General features: G+C 74.0%; 16 protein-coding genes. 7 read left to right on the top strand and 9 right to left on the bottom strand.

Features of this window, described 5'->3' with window-relative positions; translation table 11 throughout:
* Window positions 1–12: 12 nt before the first annotated feature.
* Entirely contained in the window at window positions 13–621 is a 609-nt protein-coding gene (locus BMZ16_RS06500; RefSeq protein WP_089798831.1) for a DUF4126 domain-containing protein, read from the bottom strand.
* 91 nt (window positions 622–712) lie between these two features.
* Between BMZ16_RS06500 and BMZ16_RS06495 the strand changes: the two genes are divergently transcribed.
* The 3 genes from BMZ16_RS06495 to BMZ16_RS06485 are packed head-to-tail and all read left to right on the top strand — an operon-like array spanning window position 713 to window position 3,548.
* Window positions 713–2,167 carry a GuaB1 family IMP dehydrogenase-related protein gene (locus BMZ16_RS06495; protein WP_089798830.1) on the top strand — a complete coding sequence of 485 codons (1,455 nt, stop codon included), beginning with the start codon at window positions 713–715 and terminating at the stop codon, window positions 2,165–2,167.
* Window positions 2,164–2,874, top strand: a complete 711-nt coding sequence (locus BMZ16_RS06490) for a type 1 glutamine amidotransferase (RefSeq protein ID WP_089798829.1) — start codon at window positions 2,164–2,166, stop codon at window positions 2,872–2,874. The genes BMZ16_RS06495 and BMZ16_RS06490 overlap by 4 nt, the downstream gene beginning before the upstream one ends.
* The gene (locus BMZ16_RS06485; protein WP_089798828.1) at window positions 2,871–3,548 is read left to right on the top strand and encodes an NUDIX hydrolase; all 678 of its coding nucleotides are present in this window, start codon (window positions 2,871–2,873) and stop codon (window positions 3,546–3,548) included. Before BMZ16_RS06490 ends, BMZ16_RS06485 begins: the two co-directional genes overlap by 4 nt.
* 52 nt (window positions 3,549–3,600) lie before the next feature.
* Here BMZ16_RS06485 and BMZ16_RS06480 read toward each other — a convergent pair whose 3' ends face one another.
* Window positions 3,601–4,683, bottom strand: a complete 1,083-nt coding sequence (locus tag BMZ16_RS06480; protein WP_089798827.1) for a Gfo/Idh/MocA family protein — start codon at window positions 4,681–4,683, stop codon at window positions 3,601–3,603.
* Window positions 4,684–4,774: 91 nt separating this feature from the next.
* Window positions 4,775–5,938 (bottom strand): Gfo/Idh/MocA family protein, encoded by a 1,164-nt coding sequence (locus BMZ16_RS06475; RefSeq protein WP_089798826.1) that lies wholly within the window; start codon window positions 5,936–5,938, stop codon window positions 4,775–4,777.
* 216 nt (window positions 5,939–6,154) lie between these two features.
* On the opposite strand from BMZ16_RS06475, the gene BMZ16_RS06470 reads away from it, so the two are divergent.
* Together BMZ16_RS06470 and BMZ16_RS06465 are read left to right on the top strand one after the other, a co-directional pair.
* Window positions 6,155–7,165, top strand: coding sequence for a LacI family DNA-binding transcriptional regulator (locus BMZ16_RS06470; RefSeq protein WP_089798825.1), 1,011 nt, complete (start codon window positions 6,155–6,157; stop codon window positions 7,163–7,165).
* A gap of 14 nt (window positions 7,166–7,179) precedes the next feature.
* Entirely contained in the window at window positions 7,180–8,076 is an 897-nt protein-coding gene (locus BMZ16_RS06465; RefSeq protein ID WP_089798824.1) for an aminoglycoside phosphotransferase family protein, read from the top strand.
* A 33-nt stretch (window positions 8,077–8,109) separates the two neighbouring features.
* Here BMZ16_RS06465 and BMZ16_RS06460 read toward each other — a convergent pair whose 3' ends face one another.
* From BMZ16_RS06460 to BMZ16_RS06440, 5 genes are all read right to left on the bottom strand, one after another.
* Entirely contained in the window at window positions 8,110–8,361 is a 252-nt protein-coding gene (locus BMZ16_RS06460; protein WP_089798823.1) for a hypothetical protein, read from the bottom strand.
* 149 nt (window positions 8,362–8,510) lie between these two features.
* Window positions 8,511–11,330 (bottom strand): aconitate hydratase, encoded by a 2,820-nt coding sequence (locus BMZ16_RS06455; protein WP_089798822.1) that lies wholly within the window; start codon window positions 11,328–11,330, stop codon window positions 8,511–8,513.
* 249 nt (window positions 11,331–11,579) lie between these two features.
* Window positions 11,580–11,756, bottom strand: coding sequence for a translation initiation factor 2 (locus tag BMZ16_RS06450; protein WP_089798821.1), 177 nt, complete (start codon window positions 11,754–11,756; stop codon window positions 11,580–11,582).
* A gap of 106 nt (window positions 11,757–11,862) precedes the next feature.
* Window positions 11,863–13,125, bottom strand: coding sequence for a class I SAM-dependent RNA methyltransferase (locus BMZ16_RS06445; RefSeq protein WP_089798820.1), 1,263 nt, complete (start codon window positions 13,123–13,125; stop codon window positions 11,863–11,865).
* Complete coding sequence (locus BMZ16_RS06440) at window positions 13,115–15,118, bottom strand: APC family permease (protein ID WP_089798819.1); 2,004 nt, start codon at window positions 15,116–15,118, stop codon at window positions 13,115–13,117. The genes BMZ16_RS06445 and BMZ16_RS06440 overlap by 11 nt, the downstream gene beginning before the upstream one ends.
* Before the next feature lie 124 nt (window positions 15,119–15,242).
* On the opposite strand from BMZ16_RS06440, the gene BMZ16_RS06435 reads away from it, so the two are divergent.
* Both BMZ16_RS06435 and BMZ16_RS06430 read left to right on the top strand, forming a co-directional pair.
* Entirely contained in the window at window positions 15,243–15,893 is a 651-nt protein-coding gene (locus tag BMZ16_RS06435) for a potassium channel family protein (RefSeq protein ID WP_089799888.1), read from the top strand.
* Window positions 15,890–16,564, top strand: a complete 675-nt coding sequence (locus BMZ16_RS06430; RefSeq protein WP_089798818.1) for a potassium channel family protein — start codon at window positions 15,890–15,892, stop codon at window positions 16,562–16,564. The genes BMZ16_RS06435 and BMZ16_RS06430 overlap by 4 nt, the downstream gene beginning before the upstream one ends.
* On the opposite strand, the gene BMZ16_RS06425 is transcribed toward BMZ16_RS06430, so the two are convergent.
* Window positions 16,497–17,270: a DUF3159 domain-containing protein gene (locus BMZ16_RS06425; RefSeq protein ID WP_089798817.1), complete on the bottom strand. Its 774-nt coding sequence runs from the start codon at window positions 17,268–17,270 to the stop codon at window positions 16,497–16,499. The genes BMZ16_RS06430 and BMZ16_RS06425 overlap by 68 nt on opposite strands.
* Window positions 17,271–17,273: the final 3 nt, after the last annotated feature.

Genomic DNA, 17,273 nt, shown 5'->3' with positions numbered 1-17,273 from the left:
GGACGTCCCACTCTAGGTGCCGCGCAGCGGTCCGTCCTGCGCCACCCGCCCGCCCCGCCGTGCACGCCACCGGCGCCGCAGCACGACGAGCGCCCAGACGCCGAGGGCGAGGACCACCAGGACGAACACCGGGAGGAACACCGCGAGCAGACTCAGGCCGATCGCCGCGCCGTCCTCGATCGTCGAGACGACGGGTGCACCCAGGCCTCCGGTGCCGGCGTTGACGACGGGGCGGGCAGCCGCCTTGCCGGCGTGCACGAGGCCCGCGACGACGATCCCCGCGAGGACCGGCACCCAGGGGTTCTCCCGCACCCACGACGACGCCTCGAGCTCCTCCGCCGCGGACGTGGCGGCGAAGACGATGCCCCCGGTGGCCGGGCGGATGAACGTCTGCACCGCGTCGTTCAGGGTGTCCACCGCGGGGACCTTGTCCAGCACGACGTCGGTGAGCAGCAGCACCGCCCCGACACCGATCGCCCAGCCGCTCTGCACCCACTCCAGGCCGGCGGGCAGCACCACGAGGTCCGTGAACCGCGCGAGGAGCGCCACGAGCAGGAACGGGATGTACGCGTTGAGGCCCGCCGCGGCCGACAGACCGATCCCCGTGAGCGCGACCAGCATGTGCGGGAGACTACCGGCGGGGTCCCGTCCGCCGGGGCCGGTGCCGCGCCCGCGGCCGGATCGTTAGGATTCCTGGGAAAGGGGTCCCCTCATGCGCTTCCTCGACGGCCACACGGCCGCGTCCGACCTCACGTACGGCGACGTCTTCCTCGTCCCGTCCCGCTCGGAGGTCACCTCCCGCTTCGACGTCGACCTGGCCTCGAGCGACGGCACGGGGACGACCATCCCCGTGGTCGTCGCGAACATGACCGCCGTCGCCGGCCGCCGCATGGCCGAGACCGTCGCCCGGCGCGGCGGGATCGCCGTGCTCCCGCAGGACACGCCCACGGACGTGGTCCGCAAGGTCGTCTCGTCGGTCAAGGAGCGGCACCCCGTCGTGGAGACGGCGACCGTGGTCGCCCGCGACGACACCGTCCACACCGCGCTCACGCTCATCGCCAAGCGCTCGCACGGTGCCGCCGTGGTCGTCGACGACGGCCGGCCGGTCGGGGTCGTCACCGAGGCGGACTGCCGGGACGTCGACATGTTCACGCAGGTCGACCAGGTGATGACGCCGGACCCCACGACCGTGGACCTCGCCGTCATCGAGCAGGGCGGCGCGCACGGGCTGGAGGACGCGTACGAGCAGCTGCACCGCTCGCGGCGCCGCTTCTCCCCCGTCGTGTCCGACGGACGCCTGGTGGGTGTGCTGACGCGTGTCGGTGCGCTGCGGTCGTCGATCTACACGCCCGCGCTCGACGCGCAGGGCCGGCTGCGGATCGCCGCCGCCGTCGGGATCAACGGCGACGTGAAGGCCAAGGCGGCCGACCTGCTGGACGCGGGCGTCGACGTGCTCGTGGTCGACACGGCGCACGGCCACCAGCGCAAGATGCTCGACGCGCTGGCCGCGGTGCGGGCGCTCGACCCCCGGGTGCCGGTCGTCGCGGGCAACGTGGTCACCGCGCAGGGCGTGCGGGACCTCGTGGAGGCGGGCGCCGACATCGTGAAGGTGGGCGTCGGCCCGGGTGCCATGTGCACGACCCGCATGATGACCGCCGTGGGCCGCCCGCAGTTCTCCGCCGTGCTCGAGTGCGCGGCCGAGGCGCGGCGGCTGGGGCGGCACGTGTGGGCCGACGGCGGCGTCCGGCACCCGCGCGACGTCGCCCTCGCCCTCGCCGCGGGCGCCTCGCAGGTCATGGTCGGCTCGTGGTTCGCCGGGACGCACGAGTCGCCGGGCGACATGCGGACCGACAGCCAGGGACGGCTGTACAAGGAGAGCTTCGGGATGGCGTCGGCGCGCGCCGTGGCCGCGCGCACGCAGGGCGGGTCCGCGTTCGAGCGCGCGCGCAAGGGCCTGTACGAGGAGGGCATCTCGCACTCGCGGATGTACCTCGACCCGCGTCGCCCCGGTGTGGAGGACCTGCTCGACCAGATCACGGCCGGGGTGCGCTCCGCGGCGACGTACGTCGGCGCGACCAACCTCGAGGAGCTGCACGAGCGGGCCGTCGTCGGCATCCAGTCCGCTGCGGGGTACGACGAGGGCCGCCCCCTGCCCGACGGCTGGTGAGCGCCGTGCGCCCGGTGCTGGTGCTCACGCACGCGCCGCACGAGGGGCCGGGGGCGATCACCCGCGCGCTGGACGTGCCGTACACGGTGCGCACGGTGCTCGACGTCGCCGAGCCGAGGCTGCCGGCCCTGGCGGACGTCTCCGGCGTGGTCGTCATGGGCGGGGCGATGGACGCCGACGACGTCGCGGGCCACCCGGGCCTGGCCGCCGAGCGCGGGCTGCTCGCCGCCGCGGTGGACGCCGACGTGCCCGTGCTGGCCGTCTGCCTGGGGCACCAGCTGCTGGCGCTCGCGCTGGGGGCACGGCTGCACCGCCGGACGTCGCACGAGGTGGGGTTCGCGCCCGTGCGGGTCGTGGCGGACGACCCGGTCCTGGGCGGGCTGGGGCCCGCCGGGGCGGTCCCGACGGTGCTGCACTGGCACAGCGACGAGGTGGACCTGCCCGACGGGGCGACGCTCCTGGCGTCCACGGACGCCACGCGGGTGCAGGCGTTCCGCGCCGGCAGCGCGCTGGGCGTGCAGTTCCACCCCGAGCTCGACGTGGCGATGCTCGACCTCTGGCTGGCCACGCCCGACATGGTCGACGGCATGGACGACGACGAGATCGACGCGCTCCGTGCCGACGGTGCGCACCACCTGCCGGCGCTGGCGCCCGCCGCGCTGCGGGTGTTCACGGCCTTCGCCGACCAGGTCCGGGCCCGCGGGTGAGCCCCACCGACGCGGCGGGCGCACGCGCCGACCTGCTGCGCGTGGCGCACGACGGGGTCGACTGGCCGGGTGACCCCGGCCTGCTCGCCCGCAGCAGCGGCGCGCGCCGCTCCGCGGTCCTCGTCCTGTTCGGCGTGCTGGACGACGCACCGGCCCGGGTCGGGTCGCAGCACGTGCCGGCCGACCTCGACGTGCTGCTGCACCGCCGGGCGGCGACCCTGGCGCACCACCCCGGACAGGTCGCGTTCCCCGGCGGCGGCATCGACCCCGAGGACGACGGCCCGGTGGGCGCCGCGCTGCGCGAGGCGGTCGAGGAGACCGGCCTGGACCCGTCGGGCGTCGAGGTGCTCGGCACCCTCGCCGACCTCCCGCTGCCCGTCAGCGACAACCTCGTGACCCCCGTGCTGGCGTGGTGGGCCCGCCCCTCGCCGGTCGTGGCGGTGGACCACCGCGAGGCCGTGGACGTCTTCCGGGCGCCGGTGGCCGACCTCGTGGACCCCGCGCGCCGGGGCGTCGTGGTGCACCCCGCGGGTCGCGGACGGGTGCGCACACCCGCCTTCGAGCTCGACGGGGGTGTCGTCGTGTGGGGCTTCACGGCGCTCGTGCTGGCGGGCGTGCTCGACGCCGCGGGCTGGTCGGTCCCGTGGGACCGCTCGCGGTCCGTCGTCCCCTGACGGCACGGGCCGTCAGCGCCGCGCAGGTCACGGCACGGCGCCGACGCGACCCTCAGCCGCGGCCGGTGAGCTCGACGGCCTGGAGCTGTGCCCTGACCGACAGCTCGGCGGCCTTGAACGTGTGCTCCTGCGTCATGGCGTTCTCGGTGCGGTTCAGGCAGTCGAGGACCAGCTCACCGAAGTACGGGTAGCCGACCTCCCCCGCGAGGTGGAACGCCGTCTCCTCCTGGCCGTTCGCGAGGTACAGGTGGCCGCCGGTGGACTGCGGGTCGCCGAGCTGCAGGTACTTGCGCTGCTCGATGAACCCCTCGGTGCCCAGGATGATCGTGCGCCCGTCACCCCAGGTCTGCAGCCCGTCGGGGGTGAACCAGTCGCACCGGAAGTAGCCGGTGGCGCCGTTGTCCATGACGAGCATCGCGTCGCCGAAGTCGTCCAGACCCGGGTGCTCGGGGTGGTGGTGGTTCGCGATCTGCGACCGGACGACCTCGCCGTCCGACGCACCCGTGTAGTGCAGGATCTGCTCGATCTGGTGGGAGCCGATGTCGCACAGGATGCCGCCGTACCGCTCCTTGTCGAAGAACCAGTCCGGGCGTCCCGTGCCGAGCCGGTGCGGGCCCGTGCCGATGACCTGCAGGACGCGCCCGATCGCGCCCTGGGCGATCAGCTGCGACGCGAACACGGCCGTCTCCACGTGCAGCCGCTCCGAGTAGTACACGGCGTACGTGCGCCCCGTCCGGGCGACGGCGTCCTTCGCGGCGGCGAGCTGCTCGAGCGTGGTCAGCGGCGCCTTGTCGGTGAAGTAGTCCTTGCCCGCCTCCATGACGCGGATGCCCAGGGCGCAGCGCTCGGAGGTGACGGCGGCGCCGGCGACGAGGTGCACGGCGGGGTCGTCGAGTACCTCGGCCTCGCTGCGCGCGATCCGGACGCCGGGGTGGCGGGCGGCGAAGGCGGCGACCTTGCGCGGGTCCGGGTCGTAGACCCAGGCCAGCCCGGCGCCCGCACCGATCAGGCCGTCGACCTGGCCGTAGATGTGCCCGTGGTCCAGGCCGATCGCGGCGATGGTGAACTCCCCCGGTCCCACGACGGGTGCGGGGACGGGGTCGGGGGCGTAGGTCGAGCCGTCGGTCCTGCTCATCGGGCGTGCTCCTCGGACGTCGGGGCCCGCGGGGCGCAGGCCGGGGCTGAGGTCGGCGCGGCGCCGGCGGCACCGCCCGGGCGATGGCGGTTCAGGCGTGCGGACCGGGCGAGCCGCCGAGGGAGATCACACCCTCCTGCGACGCCACCGCGCCGGTCTTCTCGTGGTAGCGCGGCGCCCGTGCCAGCAGGGCCTCGCCGGTGTACCACGGGGACGCGGGGTCGAGCGGCAGGTCGACGGGCCGACGCTCGATCGCGGCCTGGTAGACGGCGGTGACCACCTCGACCGTGCGGCGTCCGTCCTCCCCCGTGATCGCGGGCGGACGGCCGGCGACGAGCGCGGCGACCACGTCACCGATCTGGCCCGCGTGGCCCTCGTGGGCGAGCGGTCGACGGTCCGCGGCGAGCCGCTCGATGCGGGCGACGAGCTCGGCGTTGCCGCCGCGTGCCGGGAACCCGTTGGGCTGGGCGGACTCCGCCCGCACCGACCACGGCTGGGCGACGGCGGCGTCGCGGCCCTGGACCGCGAAGGCCTGCTCCTCGCCGTGGTGCACGACGGACGCCGTCAGCGTCGCGATCGTCCGCTCCCACTCGAGCAGCGCGACGGAGAGGTCCTCGACCTCGGAGTTGTCGTGCCAGGCGTTCGTCATGACCGCCGTGACGCGCTCGGGACGGCCGAGCATCCACAGCAGGAGGTCGATGTGGTGGATCGCGTGGTTCAGCGTGGGACCGCCACCCTCGGACTGCCAGGTGCCCCGCCAGTCCAGGTCGTAGTACGGCGTGCCCCGCCACCACGCGGAGTCGACACGGACGTGCGACACCGGCCCGAGCAGCCCCGAGTCGACCGTCTCCTTCACCGCGGCCAGGTCGTCGCGGAACCGGTTCTGCGCGACCACGCCGAGCGTCCTCCCGGCCTGGCGCGCGGCCGCCAGCATCTCGTCGCAGGCGGCGACCGAGGGTGCCATCGGCTTCTCGACGAGGACGTGCTTGCCCGAGCGCAGCAGGTCCACCGTGAGGGACCGGTGCGACGACGGCGGCGTGCAGACGCTCACCAGGTCGACGTCGTCCCGTGCCAGGAGCTCCTCGTAGGTGACGACGTCGGCGTCGACGAGCCCGAAGGCGGCCTTCGTGTCGTGCGCCCGGGACGCCGCGACGTCGTGCAGGGCGACGACACGGCACTCCTCGGGGAACGCCGCGTACCCCGCGACGTGCGCCGCCGCGATGCTCCCGGTCCCGACGACGCCGACGTTGAGCATGGTCCGGACTCCTTGGTGCCGGTGTGCGTGCTGTCGACGCACACGAGGTCGCGTGACACGGCGGCCGAGGAGGTCGTCGGGCACGTGATACGTATCAGTGGTGATACGTATCACGGTAGGATGCGGGTCACGGGTGCACCCGTCAAGCCGTGACGACGTCGCACCGCGCCGGGGCCGTCCCGGTCGGCAGGAGTCCACCCCCGGCGGAGGACCGACATGGACGCACCGCGCGCCACCAGCCGCGACGTCGCACGCCTGGCGGGCGTGGCGCAGTCGACCGTCTCCTACGTGCTCGCCGGCAAGGGGTCGATCTCCCCCGCGACGCGCGAGCGCGTCCTGCGGGCCGCCGAGGAGCTGCACTACCGGCCGAACCTCGCCGCCCGCGCGATGCGCACCCGCCGGACGGGGCGCGTGGCGGCCGTGATGGGCCTGCCGGCCTACGACCCCGCCGCCATGCTCGCGGGCGCCTCGGCAGCGGCGCAGGCCGCGGGGTACGCCATGGACGTCCTGCACGTCGACGGCAGCGTCGAGACCCGCAGCGAGCGCGTCCTCGAGCTCGCGCGGTCCGGCCAGTTCGAGGGGGTCCTGTCGTTCACCCCGCTCCTGCCCGCGGTCCAGGATCACGCGCCGGACGGGGTCCCCGTCGCGGTGTCCGACACGTTCGACGACGACATGCACGCCGCCGGCGAGCTCGTCGACTCCTCACCGGTCGTGACGTTCGTCGAGCACCTGGCCGCCCTCGGCCACACGCGCTTCCTCCACGTCGCGGGCCCGCCCGAGTACGCCTCCGCCGTGGCCCGGCGCGACGCGTACCTCGCGACCGTCGAGCGCCTCGGCCTGACGTCGCTCGGCGTGGTCGAGGGCGACTGGTCCGGGCGGGCGGGTCTGCACGCGATCAGGTCGCTGCCCGAGCACGCACCGCCCCTCGCCGTCATCGCGAGCAACGACCTCGTCGCCGTCGGCGTGATGCGGGGTGCCGCGGAGCGCGGGTGGTCCGTGCCCGGGGACGTCAGCGTCACCGGGTGGGACAACGCCGCCGTCGGGCCGTACCTGACGCCGTCCCTCACCACCGTCGACACCGACCGCACCGAGGCCGGACGGCGCGCGATGCGGCAGCTCGTCGCCGCCCTGCACGCCGAGCCGGCGCCCGCCGGGCTGCCCCCGCTCACCACCGTCGTCTGGCGCGAGTCGACCGCCCCACCCGCGCACCGGGACGCTCGTCCCTGACGTACCGTCGCCCGGTGACGACGCCCCCGGTGCCCCGCCACCCCAAGATCGAGGTCGACGTCGACGCGGACCTCGCCCACGCGCTGCTCGCCGAGCAGCACCCCGACCTCGCGCACCTTCCGCTGCACGGGCGCACGTTCGGCTGGGACAACCTCACGTGGCGCCTGGGCGAGGACCTCGCGCTGCGGTTCCCTGTGCGGGAGATGTCGTCGACGCTGATCGAGCGCGAGCAGCGGTGGCTGCCGGTCCTCGCCGACCGCCTGCCGGTCCCCGTCCCCCGCCCGGTCCGCGACGGCCGCCCGGGGCACGGCTACCCGTGGGCGTGGAGCGTCGTGCCGTGGCTGCCCGGCACACCGGTGGCCGCGACGCCCGTCGCCGACCGCACCGGCTGGGCGACCGAGCTCGCCGACGCGCTGGTCGCGCTGCACCGGCCCGCGCCGCCCGACGCCCCCGTCAACCCGTACCGCGGCGTGCCCCTGGCGCAGCGGCACGAGGTCACGACGTCCCGCCTGACCGCCGACGTCCCGCACGCCGACGCCCTGCGCGACGCGCTCGACGCGGGCCTGGCAGCGCCCGGGTGGGACCGGGCCCCCGTGTGGGTCCACGGCGACCCGCACCCGGGCAACCTCGTGGCCGCGGGCGGCCACCTCACGGGGCTGATCGACTTCGGCGACCTGTGCTCCGGCGACCCCGCGAGCGACCTCGCCACCGCGTGGATGACGTTCGACCCGGCCGGGCGGGCGGCCTTCGTGGCCCGGACGCAGGAGACGCACCACTGGGATACCGCGACGTGGGTCCGGGCACGGGCCTGGGCGGCGTCGTACGTGCCGGTGCTGCTCGCGCACCCCGAGGAGTACCCGCTGATGGCCGAGATCGGCCGTCACACGGCCGCGCAGGTCGCGGCGGCCTGAGCCGCCCGGGCCGGCTCCCACCGGCCCGCTCGGTCACAGACGCCCGACGCGGTCGGACGTCCGCAGGACGACGACACCCGCCAGCACCGCGACCAGCGCGGCCACGAGCACGGTGGTCATGGACGGCACGGCCTGCGGCGGCACCGGGCAGCCCGCGGACGAGTCCTCCTCCTCGCACGACGCCCACGGCTGCAGGAAGACGGCTCCCACCAGCAGCACGCCCCACACGACCAGCAGCCACCCGACGAGCGCGAGACGATCCGCCTCCCCCGCTCCTGCGTTCATGCCTGCCCCTTCACGGGTGTCGCCGACGGTCGTCGGCGCGGGGCGTGCACCCTAGCGGGCGCCGTACCGTCGAGCAGGGTCCCCGACACGCCCGAGGGGGCGCCCCGTCGTGCGGGACGCCCCCTCGGGGAGCTGCGACGACCGCGGGGTCAGGCGACCCCGGCCACCTGGCGCAGCACGTACTGCAGGATCCCGCCGTTGCGGTAGTAGTCCGCCTCGCCGGGGGTGTCGATGCGCACGACCGCGTCGAACTCGACGGCCGTGCCGTCGGCCTTCGTGGCCGTGACCTTCACCGTGCGCGGCGTCGTGCCCTCGTTGAGCGCGGTGACGCCGGCGATGTCGAACGTCTCCGAGCCGTCCAGGCCCAGGGAGTCCGCGGACTCGCCCTCGGGGAACTGCAGCGGCAGCACGCCCATCCCGATGAGGTTGGAGCGGTGGATCCGCTCGAAGCTCTCGGTGATGACCGCACGCACGCCCAGCAGGCTGGTGCCCTTGGCCGCCCAGTCACGCGACGAGCCGGACCCGTACTCCTTGCCGCCGAGGATCACGAGCGGCACGCCCGCGGCCTGGTAGGCCTGCGCCGCGTCGTAGATCGTCGTCTGCTCGGTGCCGCCCTCGAGCCAGTTGACCGTGAAGCCGCCCTCGACGCCGGGCACCAGCTGGTTGCGCAGCCGGATGTTGGCGAACGTCCCACGGATCATGACCTCGTGGTTGCCACGGCGCGAGCCGTAGGAGTTGAAGTCACGACGCTCCACGCCGTGCTCCGCGAGGTACCGACCCGCCGGGCTGTCCGCCTTGATGGAGCCGGCGGGGCTGATGTGGTCGGTCGTGACCGAGTCGCCCAGCTTGGCGAGCACGCGGGCACCCGAGATGTCCGTGACGGGCTCCGGCGTCGCGCCCATGCCCTCGAAGTACGGGGGCTTGCGGACGTACGTGGAGTCGGCGTCCCAGTCGAAGACGTTGCCCTCGGGCGTCGGCAGCGCACGCCACCGGTCGTCGCCCGCGAAGACGTCGGCGTAGTCGGACTCGAACATCTGGCGGTCGATCGACGCGTCGATGGTCGCCTGCACGTCCTCCGGCGACGGCCAGATGTCCCGCAGGAACACCTGCTCGCCCGCCTCGGTGGTGCCCAGGGGCTCGTTCTCGAAGTCGAAGTCCATCGTCCCGGCCAGCGCGTACGCGATGACCAGCGGCGGGGACGCCAGGTAGTTCATCTTCACGTCGGGGTTGATCCGCCCCTCGAAGTTGCGGTTGCCCGAGAGGACCGAGACGACCGACAGGTCGTGCTCGTTGACGGCGGCCGAGATCTCGTCGGCGAGCGGGCCCGAGTTGCCGATGCAGGTCGCGCAGCCGTAGCCGACCAGGTGGAAGCCCAGCTTCTCGAGCGCCGGCCACAGACCGGCCTTCTCGTAGTAGTTGGTGACGACCTGCGAGCCGGGCGCCATCGACGTCTTGACCCACGGCTTGGCCGACAGGCCCTTCTCGACCGCGTTCCGCGCGAGCAGCGCCGCGGCGAGCATGACCGACGGGTTCGACGTGTTGGTGCAGCTCGTGATGGAGGCGATGACGACGTGCCCGTGGTCGAGCTCGGTCGCCGTACCGTCCGCGAGCGTGACCGGCACGCGCTTGTGCGGGCGGCGCGCGGCGTCGCCGTTCGGCACGTCGGCCGGCTTGTCGGAGTCGTCCGCGTGCTCGCCGGCCGCGATCGGGTCGGAGGCCGGGAAGGTCTCGTCGACGGACTCGTCGAGCCCCGTGAACGGCGCGGCCTCGACGTCGGAGACGTAGTCGACGATCGTCGTCGCGAACGACTCCTTGGCCGCCGAGAGCTCGATGCGGTCCTGCGGGCGCTTCGGCCCGGCGATCGACGGGACCACGCTCGACAGGTCCAGCTCGAGGTACTCGGAGAACACGGGCTCGACGTACCCGGGCGCAGCCGGGTCGTGCCACAGGCCCTGCTCCTTGGCGTACGCCTCGACGAGCGCGAGCTGCTCCTCGGAGCGCCCCGTCAGGCGCAGGTAGTCCATGGTCACGCCGTCGATCGGGAAGATCGCGGCGGTGGAGCCGAACTCGGGGCTCATGTTGCCGATGGTCGCGCGGTTGGCCAGCGGCACCGAGGCGACGCCGTCGCCGTAGAACTCGACGAACTTGCCGACGACGCCGTGCTGGCGCAGCTGCTGCGTGATCGTCAGGACGACGTCGGTGGCGGTCACGCCGGGCGGGATGGTCCCGGTGAGCTTGAAGCCGACGACGCGCGGGATGAGCATCGACACCGGCTGGCCGAGCATGGCCGCCTCGGCCTCGATGCCGCCGACGCCCCAGCCGAGCACGCCCAGGCCGTTGACCATCGTGGTGTGCGAGTCGGTGCCGACGCACGTGTCGGGGTACGCCTTGCCGTCGCGCACCATGACGACGCGCGCCAGGTACTCGATGTTGACCTGGTGCACGATGCCGGTGCCCGGGGGGACGACCTTGAAGTCGTCGAAGGCCGTCTGGCCCCACCGCAGGAACTGGTAGCGCTCGAAGTTGCGCTCGTACTCGAGCTCGACGTTGCGCGCGAACGCGTCGCGGCGCCCGGCGACGTCGATCTGCACCGAGTGGTCGATGACGAGCTCGGCGGGTGCGAGCGGGTTGATCCGCTCCGGGTCGCCACCGAGGTCCGCCACGGCCTCCCGCATCGTCGCGAGGTCGACCACGCAGGGCACACCCGTGAAGTCCTGCATGATGACGCGCGCCGGCGTGAACTGGATCTCGGTGTCGGGCACCGCCTGCGGGTCCCAGCCGGCAATCGCGCGCACGTGGTCCGCGGTGATGTTGGCACCGTCCTCGGTGCGCAGCAGGTTCTCCGCGAGGATCTTCAGGCTGTACGGCAGCCGCTCCACGCCGGGGACGGCCCCGAGCCGGTAGATCTCGTACGAGGCGTCACCGACCTCGAGAGTTCCCTTCGATCCGAAGCTGTCGACGCTGCTCACTGGCGCTCCTTCGCTGACGTGTGTCCGGGCGCTCACGTCCCGGCGGTCGGGCCCTGCCCGCGGCCCAGCCTAGGACGCGGTCGGACGGGTGCCCGTGCAAGTATCTTGATGTCGAGATAGATCGTACCGCCTCGGTGCGGTCCCGCGCACGGGCCGACACGCTGACCCGCACGCCCGCCGACACGCCGGCTCGACACGCCGCGAGGGGCGGCCCGCGACCGGACCACCCCTCGTCGGTGCCGTGTGCTGTCAGCCCGCGTCGCCCTCACGGCTCGCCCGCAGCGCCTCGGCCGCCTTGCGCTCGGCCTCCACGGCACGCTCGTGGGCCCGCGGGTCGTAGTCCGGGGTGCCCTGCTTGTGCAGCTCCTGGGTCGCGATGCGGCTCGCCTCCGCGAGCCGGCTGGCGGCGTCCTGCGACTCGGTCATCGTCCGCTCCTCATCGTCCGTCCGCGACGGGGTCCCGTCGGGGCCCGGCCCGCGGGCCCGCCACCACGCTAGGCCCGCCCGGTGCGCTCCGCGCGGCGGCGCGCGCTCAGCGGTCGAGGACGGCGACGGCCTCCAGGTGGTGCGTCATCGGGAAGAGGTCGTGCCCCGTGATCGTCACGTCCGACCAGCCCCGCTCACCCAGCAGGGCCACGTCGCGCGCGAGCGCCGCGGGGTCGCACGCGACGTACACGACACGGCGCGGACGCAGCGCGGCGATCGCGTCGACGACCTTGCGACCGGCGCCCGTGCGCGGCGGGTCCAGCACCACGACGTCCGCCGCCGCCACGGCGGGTGCTGCGCCGCGCCGCCCGCGCAGCACGTCGAGCACGTCCCCGGCGTGCAGCTCGACCTGGGGGCGGTCGTGCGCGTTGCGGCGCGCGTCGCGCACGGCACGCTCGTCGCCCTCGACGGCCACCAGGCGCCCGTCGGGGCCGATCGCGTCGGCGAGCGGCGCGGAGAACAGCCCGGCGCCGGAGTACAGGTCGAGCACCGTCGCACCCGCGACGTCCCCGACGGCCTCCAGCACGCGGGAGGCGAGCAGCGCGGGGGCCTCGCGGTGCACCTGCCAGAACCCGGCGGCGGCCACGCGGTAGTCGTACGCCGTGCCGGCGACGTCCACGTGCTCACGCACCGCGGCGCGCGCGTTGGGGCGCAGGTCACGACGGTTGCTGTGCAGGTCGAACGGCGCGCCGTCGAGCAGCACCAGCGCCGAGGAGCCGTCCGCCGGGGCGACGGCCTCGATCCGCGAGCCGGCCGGCCAGCGCCGGTCGAACAGCCCGAGCGCCGCGACGTGCTCGGTGGCCAACGGCATGTCCGTCAGCGGCAGGACGTCGTGCGACCGGTACGCGCGCATCCCGGCGCGCCCCTCGGCGTCGACGTGCAGGTCGATGCGCGTGCGCCAGGCCAGGCCGCCGCGCGCGTCGTCGCCGGGCGCCGCCACGACCTCGGGCTCCAGGTCGAGCTTCGCGAGGCGTCGCAGCTGCTCGGCCAGCACCGCGCGCTTCCACGCCCGCTGGGCCGGCAGCGCGACGTGGGCGAGCTCACCCCCGCCGACACCGCCGGGACCCGCGGCGGGCCAGGCGGACGGCACACGGTCCGGGGACGCCTCGAGGACCTCGACGGCGTCCGCGCGCCAGAACGACGCGTCCGGGGACGCGTCGGTCAGCCGCGCACGCACCCGCTCCCCGGGCAGGGTGTGCCGGACGAACACGACCCGGCCCTCGTGACGGGCGACGCAGTGGCCTCCGTGGGCCACCGGGCCGATCTCCAGGTCGACGATCGTTCCGTTGCGCAGGGTCTCAGAAGGCACCCGGTACGGTACCTCGGACCGAGTCCTCGAGCCCCGTCTGCCCGGCCGACGACGCGAGCTGCCAGGGCACGGAGGCGACGACCACGCCGGGTGTGAACAGCAGCCGGCTCTTGAGGCGCAGCGCGCTCTGGTTGTGCAGCAGGTGCTCCCACCAGTGGCCCACGACGTACTCGGGGATGTAGACCACCACGAGGTCGCGCGGGCTCTCACGGCGGATCGAGCGCACGTACGTGAGGACCGGGCGCGTGATCTCGCGGAACGGCGAGTCCAGGACCTTCAGCGGGACGGGGACGTCGGCCGCCTCCCACTGCGCGCGCAGCGCCGCGACCTCGTCGGCGTCGACACCGACCGTCACGGCCTCCACGACGTTGGGCCGCGACGCGCGGGCGTACGCGAGCGCACGCATCGTGGGACGGTGCAGGTGCGACACCAGCACGACGGCGTGGACGCGGCTGGGCAGCGCACGGGCCGACTGCTCGTCGGCGCCGAGCGCCAGCTCGGCACGCACGCGCGAGTAGTGGCGGTGCACGGCCTGCATCACGCCGTAGACGCCCGCCATCGCCAGGATCGCGATCCACGCACCGAGCAGGAACTTGGTGGCCAGCACGATCACCAGGACGGTGGCCGTCATGCCCAGGCCGATCGCGTTGACCACGCGGGACCGTCGCATCCGTGCGCGGGCCTGCGGGTCGGGCTCGGTGCGCAGCCCGCGCGTCCAGTGCCGCACCATGCCCAGCTGTGACAGCGTGAACGAGACGAACACCCCGACGATGTACAGCTGGATGAGCCGCGTGACCTGCGCGTCGAACGCCCAGATGAGCGCGATCGCGCCCAGGGCGAGCGTGACGATGCCGTTGGAGAACGCCAGCCGGTCGCCGCGGGTGTGCAGCTGGCGCGGCAGGTAGCCGTCGCGGGCCAGGATCGAGCCCAGGACGGGGAAGCCGTTGAAGGCGGTGTTGGCGGCCAGCACCAGGATCAGGCCCGTGACGACCGACACGAGCACGAACAGCAGGTGCTGCCCGGAGAACACGGCACCCGCGAGCTGGCTGATGACGGGGTGCTGCTCGTACCCCTCGCCGACCGGCACGCCGTCCCGGAGCAGCTGCGTGGCGGGGTCGTCGACGAACCTCACGCCCGTGGCCTGCGCGAGCAGCAGGATCGACAGGATCATCGCGATCGAGATGGACCCGAGCAGCGCCAGCGTCGTGGCGGCGTTGCGCGACTTCGGCTTCCGGAAGGCGGGCACACCGTTGCTGATCGCCTCGACACCGGTCAGGGCGGCGCAGCCCGACGCGAACGCGCGCAGCACGAGGAAACCGCCCGCCAGGCCCATGAGCCCCTGGTCGAACCCCTGCTCGGCTGCGACGCCCAGGCCGGCGCTCTCGGCCGGCGGCAGGGTCCCCGAGAAGTAGCGCACGGCGCCGACCACCGCGAGCGAGCCCATCGCGCCCATGAAGAGGTACACGGGGACGGCGAAGAGGGTGCCCGACTCCTTGACGCCCCGCAGGTTGAGCAGCGTGAGCACCACGACCAGCGCGATCGCGAACGACGTCTCGTGCCCGCGCAGCGCCGGGAGGGCGGTGGCGGCGTACTGCGCCCCGGACGAGATCGACACCGCCACGGTCAGCACGTAGTCCACGAGCAGGGCGCTCGCGACCGTGACGCCCGCCTTCGGGCCGAGGTTGACCGACGCGACCTCGTAGTCGCCGCCGCCCGAGGGGTACGCGTGCACGTTCTGGCGGTAGGACGCCACCACCGTCAGCAGCACGACCGCGACGCCCAGCCCGACCCACGGCGAGACGGTCAGCGCGGTGAGCCCCGCCAGGGACAGCGTGAGGAGGATCTCGTCGGGGGCGTACGCGACGGAGGAGAGCGCGTCGGACGCGAAGACGGGCAGGGCGATGCGCTTGGGGAGCAGCGTGTGGCCCAGCCGGTCGCTGCGGACCGGACGGCCGAGCACGAGCCGCTTGGCGGCATCTGCGAGGTCCGACACGATGAGCGATCGTATGCCCGTCCGGCACCGCGCACACGCGGGTGGGCCCACGGGTCACGCCGGCTGACACGCTGCGCCCCCGGCACCGCCGGGTATAGCGTGACCGGCTGTGCACTTCGTCATCATGGGATGCGGGCGCGTGGGTGCGACGCTCGCGCAGTCCCTGGAGTCCCGCGGTCACTCCGTGGCCGTCATCGACCAGAACCCCGACGCGTTCCGCCGACTCGACGCCGGCTTCTCCGGCAACAAGGTGACCGGCCTCGGGTTCGACCGCGACACCCTGCGCACCGCCGGCATCGACGACACCTACGCGTTCGCCGCCGTGTCCGACGGGGACAACTCCAACATCCTCGCCGCCCGCGTGGTGCGCGAGACCTTCGGCGTCGAGAACGTCGTCGCCCGCATCTACGACCCGCACCGCGCCGAGATCTACCAGCGCCTCGGCATCCCGACCGTGGCCACCGTGCGGTGGACCGCCGACCAGGTCCTGCGGCGGATGCTGCCGATGGGGACCACCGACGAGTACCGCGACGCCTCCGGGCGCATCCAGCTCACGCAGGTCGACGTCCACCCGGGCTGGGTCGGACGCCCGCTGCGCGCCCTCGAGAGCGCCAGCGGCGCGCGCGTCGCCTACGTCACCCGCTACGGCGACGGGCTGCTGCCCGCCGCCGGCTCCGTCCTCCAGGAGAACGACATCGTGCACATGCTCCTCGAGGTCGCGCAGGCCCCCGCCGTCGAGCGGGTCCTCACCGCACCGCCGGCGGTCGGCGCGTGAGGGTCGTCATCGCCGGCGCGGGCTCGGTCGGCCGGTCCATCGCGCGGGAGCTGCTCGCCCACGACCACGAGGTCACCCTCGTGGACCGCCAGCCGTCGGCCATGCGCGTCGCCCAGGTGGCCGACGCCGACTGGCTGCTCGCCGACGCGTGCGAGCTGCCCACGCTGCGCGACGTGCGCGCCGACGAGTGCGACGTGATGGTCGCCGCGACGGGCGACGACAAGGCGAACCTCGTCATCTCGCTGCTCGCCAAGACGGAGTTCGGCGTGCCGCGGACCGTGGCACGCGTGAACAACCCGAAGAACGAGTGGATGTTCGACGCGGGCTGGGGCGTCGACGTCGCCGTGTCGACCCCCCGCATCATGACCGCGATGGTCGAGGAGGCCGTCGCGGTCGGGGACCTCGTGCGGATCTTCACATTCCACCAGTCCAAGGCGGACATCCTCGAGCTCACGCTGCCGGAGGGGTCCCCGTTGGCGGGGCTGCGGGTGGGTCAGATCGCGTGGCCCACCGACACGGTGCTCGCCTGCATCGTGCGTGACACGCGACCCATCGCGCCGAGCCCGGACGACACCCTGGAGGGGCGCGACGAGCTGCTGTTCGTCACGGGCCGCGAGGTGGACGAGAAGGCGCTGGAGCACCTGCTGACCCACGGACCAGCATCCAGCTGAGCCACAGGGCCACGGCCGTCAGCGGCAGCCCCATCGCGAGCTTCGCGGTGCCGAGCCACACGACCTCGTCGGCCAGGAAGAGCGGCAGCTGCACCAGCAGCCGCAGCCCGAACATGCCGACCCACGGCCACGTGGCCAACGCGTAGCGACGGCGCAGCGCCGGGTCGTGGCGCCACTCGACGGCCGCGGACCACGGCCCGCCGCCCAGTGGGCCACGGGCGCTGAACAGACCGACGACGAGGCCCACGAGGGGCCAGCCGGCGACGACCGAGACGAGGGTCCCCACCAGGTACGCGGCATTGACGAGCAGCCCGTACGCGAAGTAGTCGCTCGCGTCACCGGTCCGCCACGCCCACACCACGCCGATGCCCACGCCCAGCACGCCCGAGAACGCCTGCGTGACCGGCGTGCGCTGCACCAGGCGTGCCACCACGGCCAGCACCGCGGCCACCGAGGCCGCGATCAGCGCGGGGCGCAGCTGCTGACCTGCTGCGATGTAGACCACCACGAAGAGCAGCCCCGGCGCCACGGCCTCGACCATGCCGCGGACACCGCCGACGGCGTCGGCGGCCGAGAACTCGTCGGCCGTGATGGCACGCAGCCCACGGGCGCCACCCTCCTCGGGCGGCACGGCGTCGTCGATCGCGTCGAGCACCACCGGCTCGTCGTCGTGCGGTCCGGGCCGTCGGTCCCTCGGCTCGCTCATCGG

It is taken from the genome of Cellulomonas sp. KH9 (assembly GCF_900114185.1).
GTDB lineage: Bacteria > Actinomycetota > Actinomycetes > Actinomycetales > Cellulomonadaceae > Cellulomonas.
Note: the sequence above shows the minus strand (reverse complement) of the source record. Positions and strands in the feature narration are given on the sequence as shown.

Coding starts and splice junctions, on each gene's coding strand:
- BMZ16_RS06475 (WP_089798826.1), bottom strand. CDS start 5,938: ATGCTCAACGTCGGCGTCGTCGGGACCGGGAGCATCGCGGCGGCGCAC.
- BMZ16_RS06450 (WP_089798821.1), bottom strand. CDS start 11,756: ATGACCGAGTCGCAGGACGCCGCCAGCCGGCTCGCGGAGGCGAGCCGC.
- BMZ16_RS06480 (WP_089798827.1), bottom strand. CDS start 4,683: ATGAGCAGGACCGACGGCTCGACCTACGCCCCCGACCCCGTCCCCGCA.
- BMZ16_RS06470 (WP_089798825.1), top strand. CDS start 6,155: ATGGACGCACCGCGCGCCACCAGCCGCGACGTCGCACGCCTGGCGGGC.
- BMZ16_RS06435 (WP_089799888.1), top strand. CDS start 15,243: ATGGGATGCGGGCGCGTGGGTGCGACGCTCGCGCAGTCCCTGGAGTCC.
- BMZ16_RS06425 (WP_089798817.1), bottom strand. CDS start 17,270: ATGAGCGAGCCGAGGGACCGACGGCCCGGACCGCACGACGACGAGCCG.
- BMZ16_RS06460 (WP_089798823.1), bottom strand. CDS start 8,361: ATGAACGCAGGAGCGGGGGAGGCGGATCGTCTCGCGCTCGTCGGGTGG.
- BMZ16_RS06500 (WP_089798831.1), bottom strand. CDS start 621: ATGCTGGTCGCGCTCACGGGGATCGGTCTGTCGGCCGCGGCGGGCCTC.
- BMZ16_RS06495 (WP_089798830.1), top strand. CDS start 713: ATGCGCTTCCTCGACGGCCACACGGCCGCGTCCGACCTCACGTACGGC.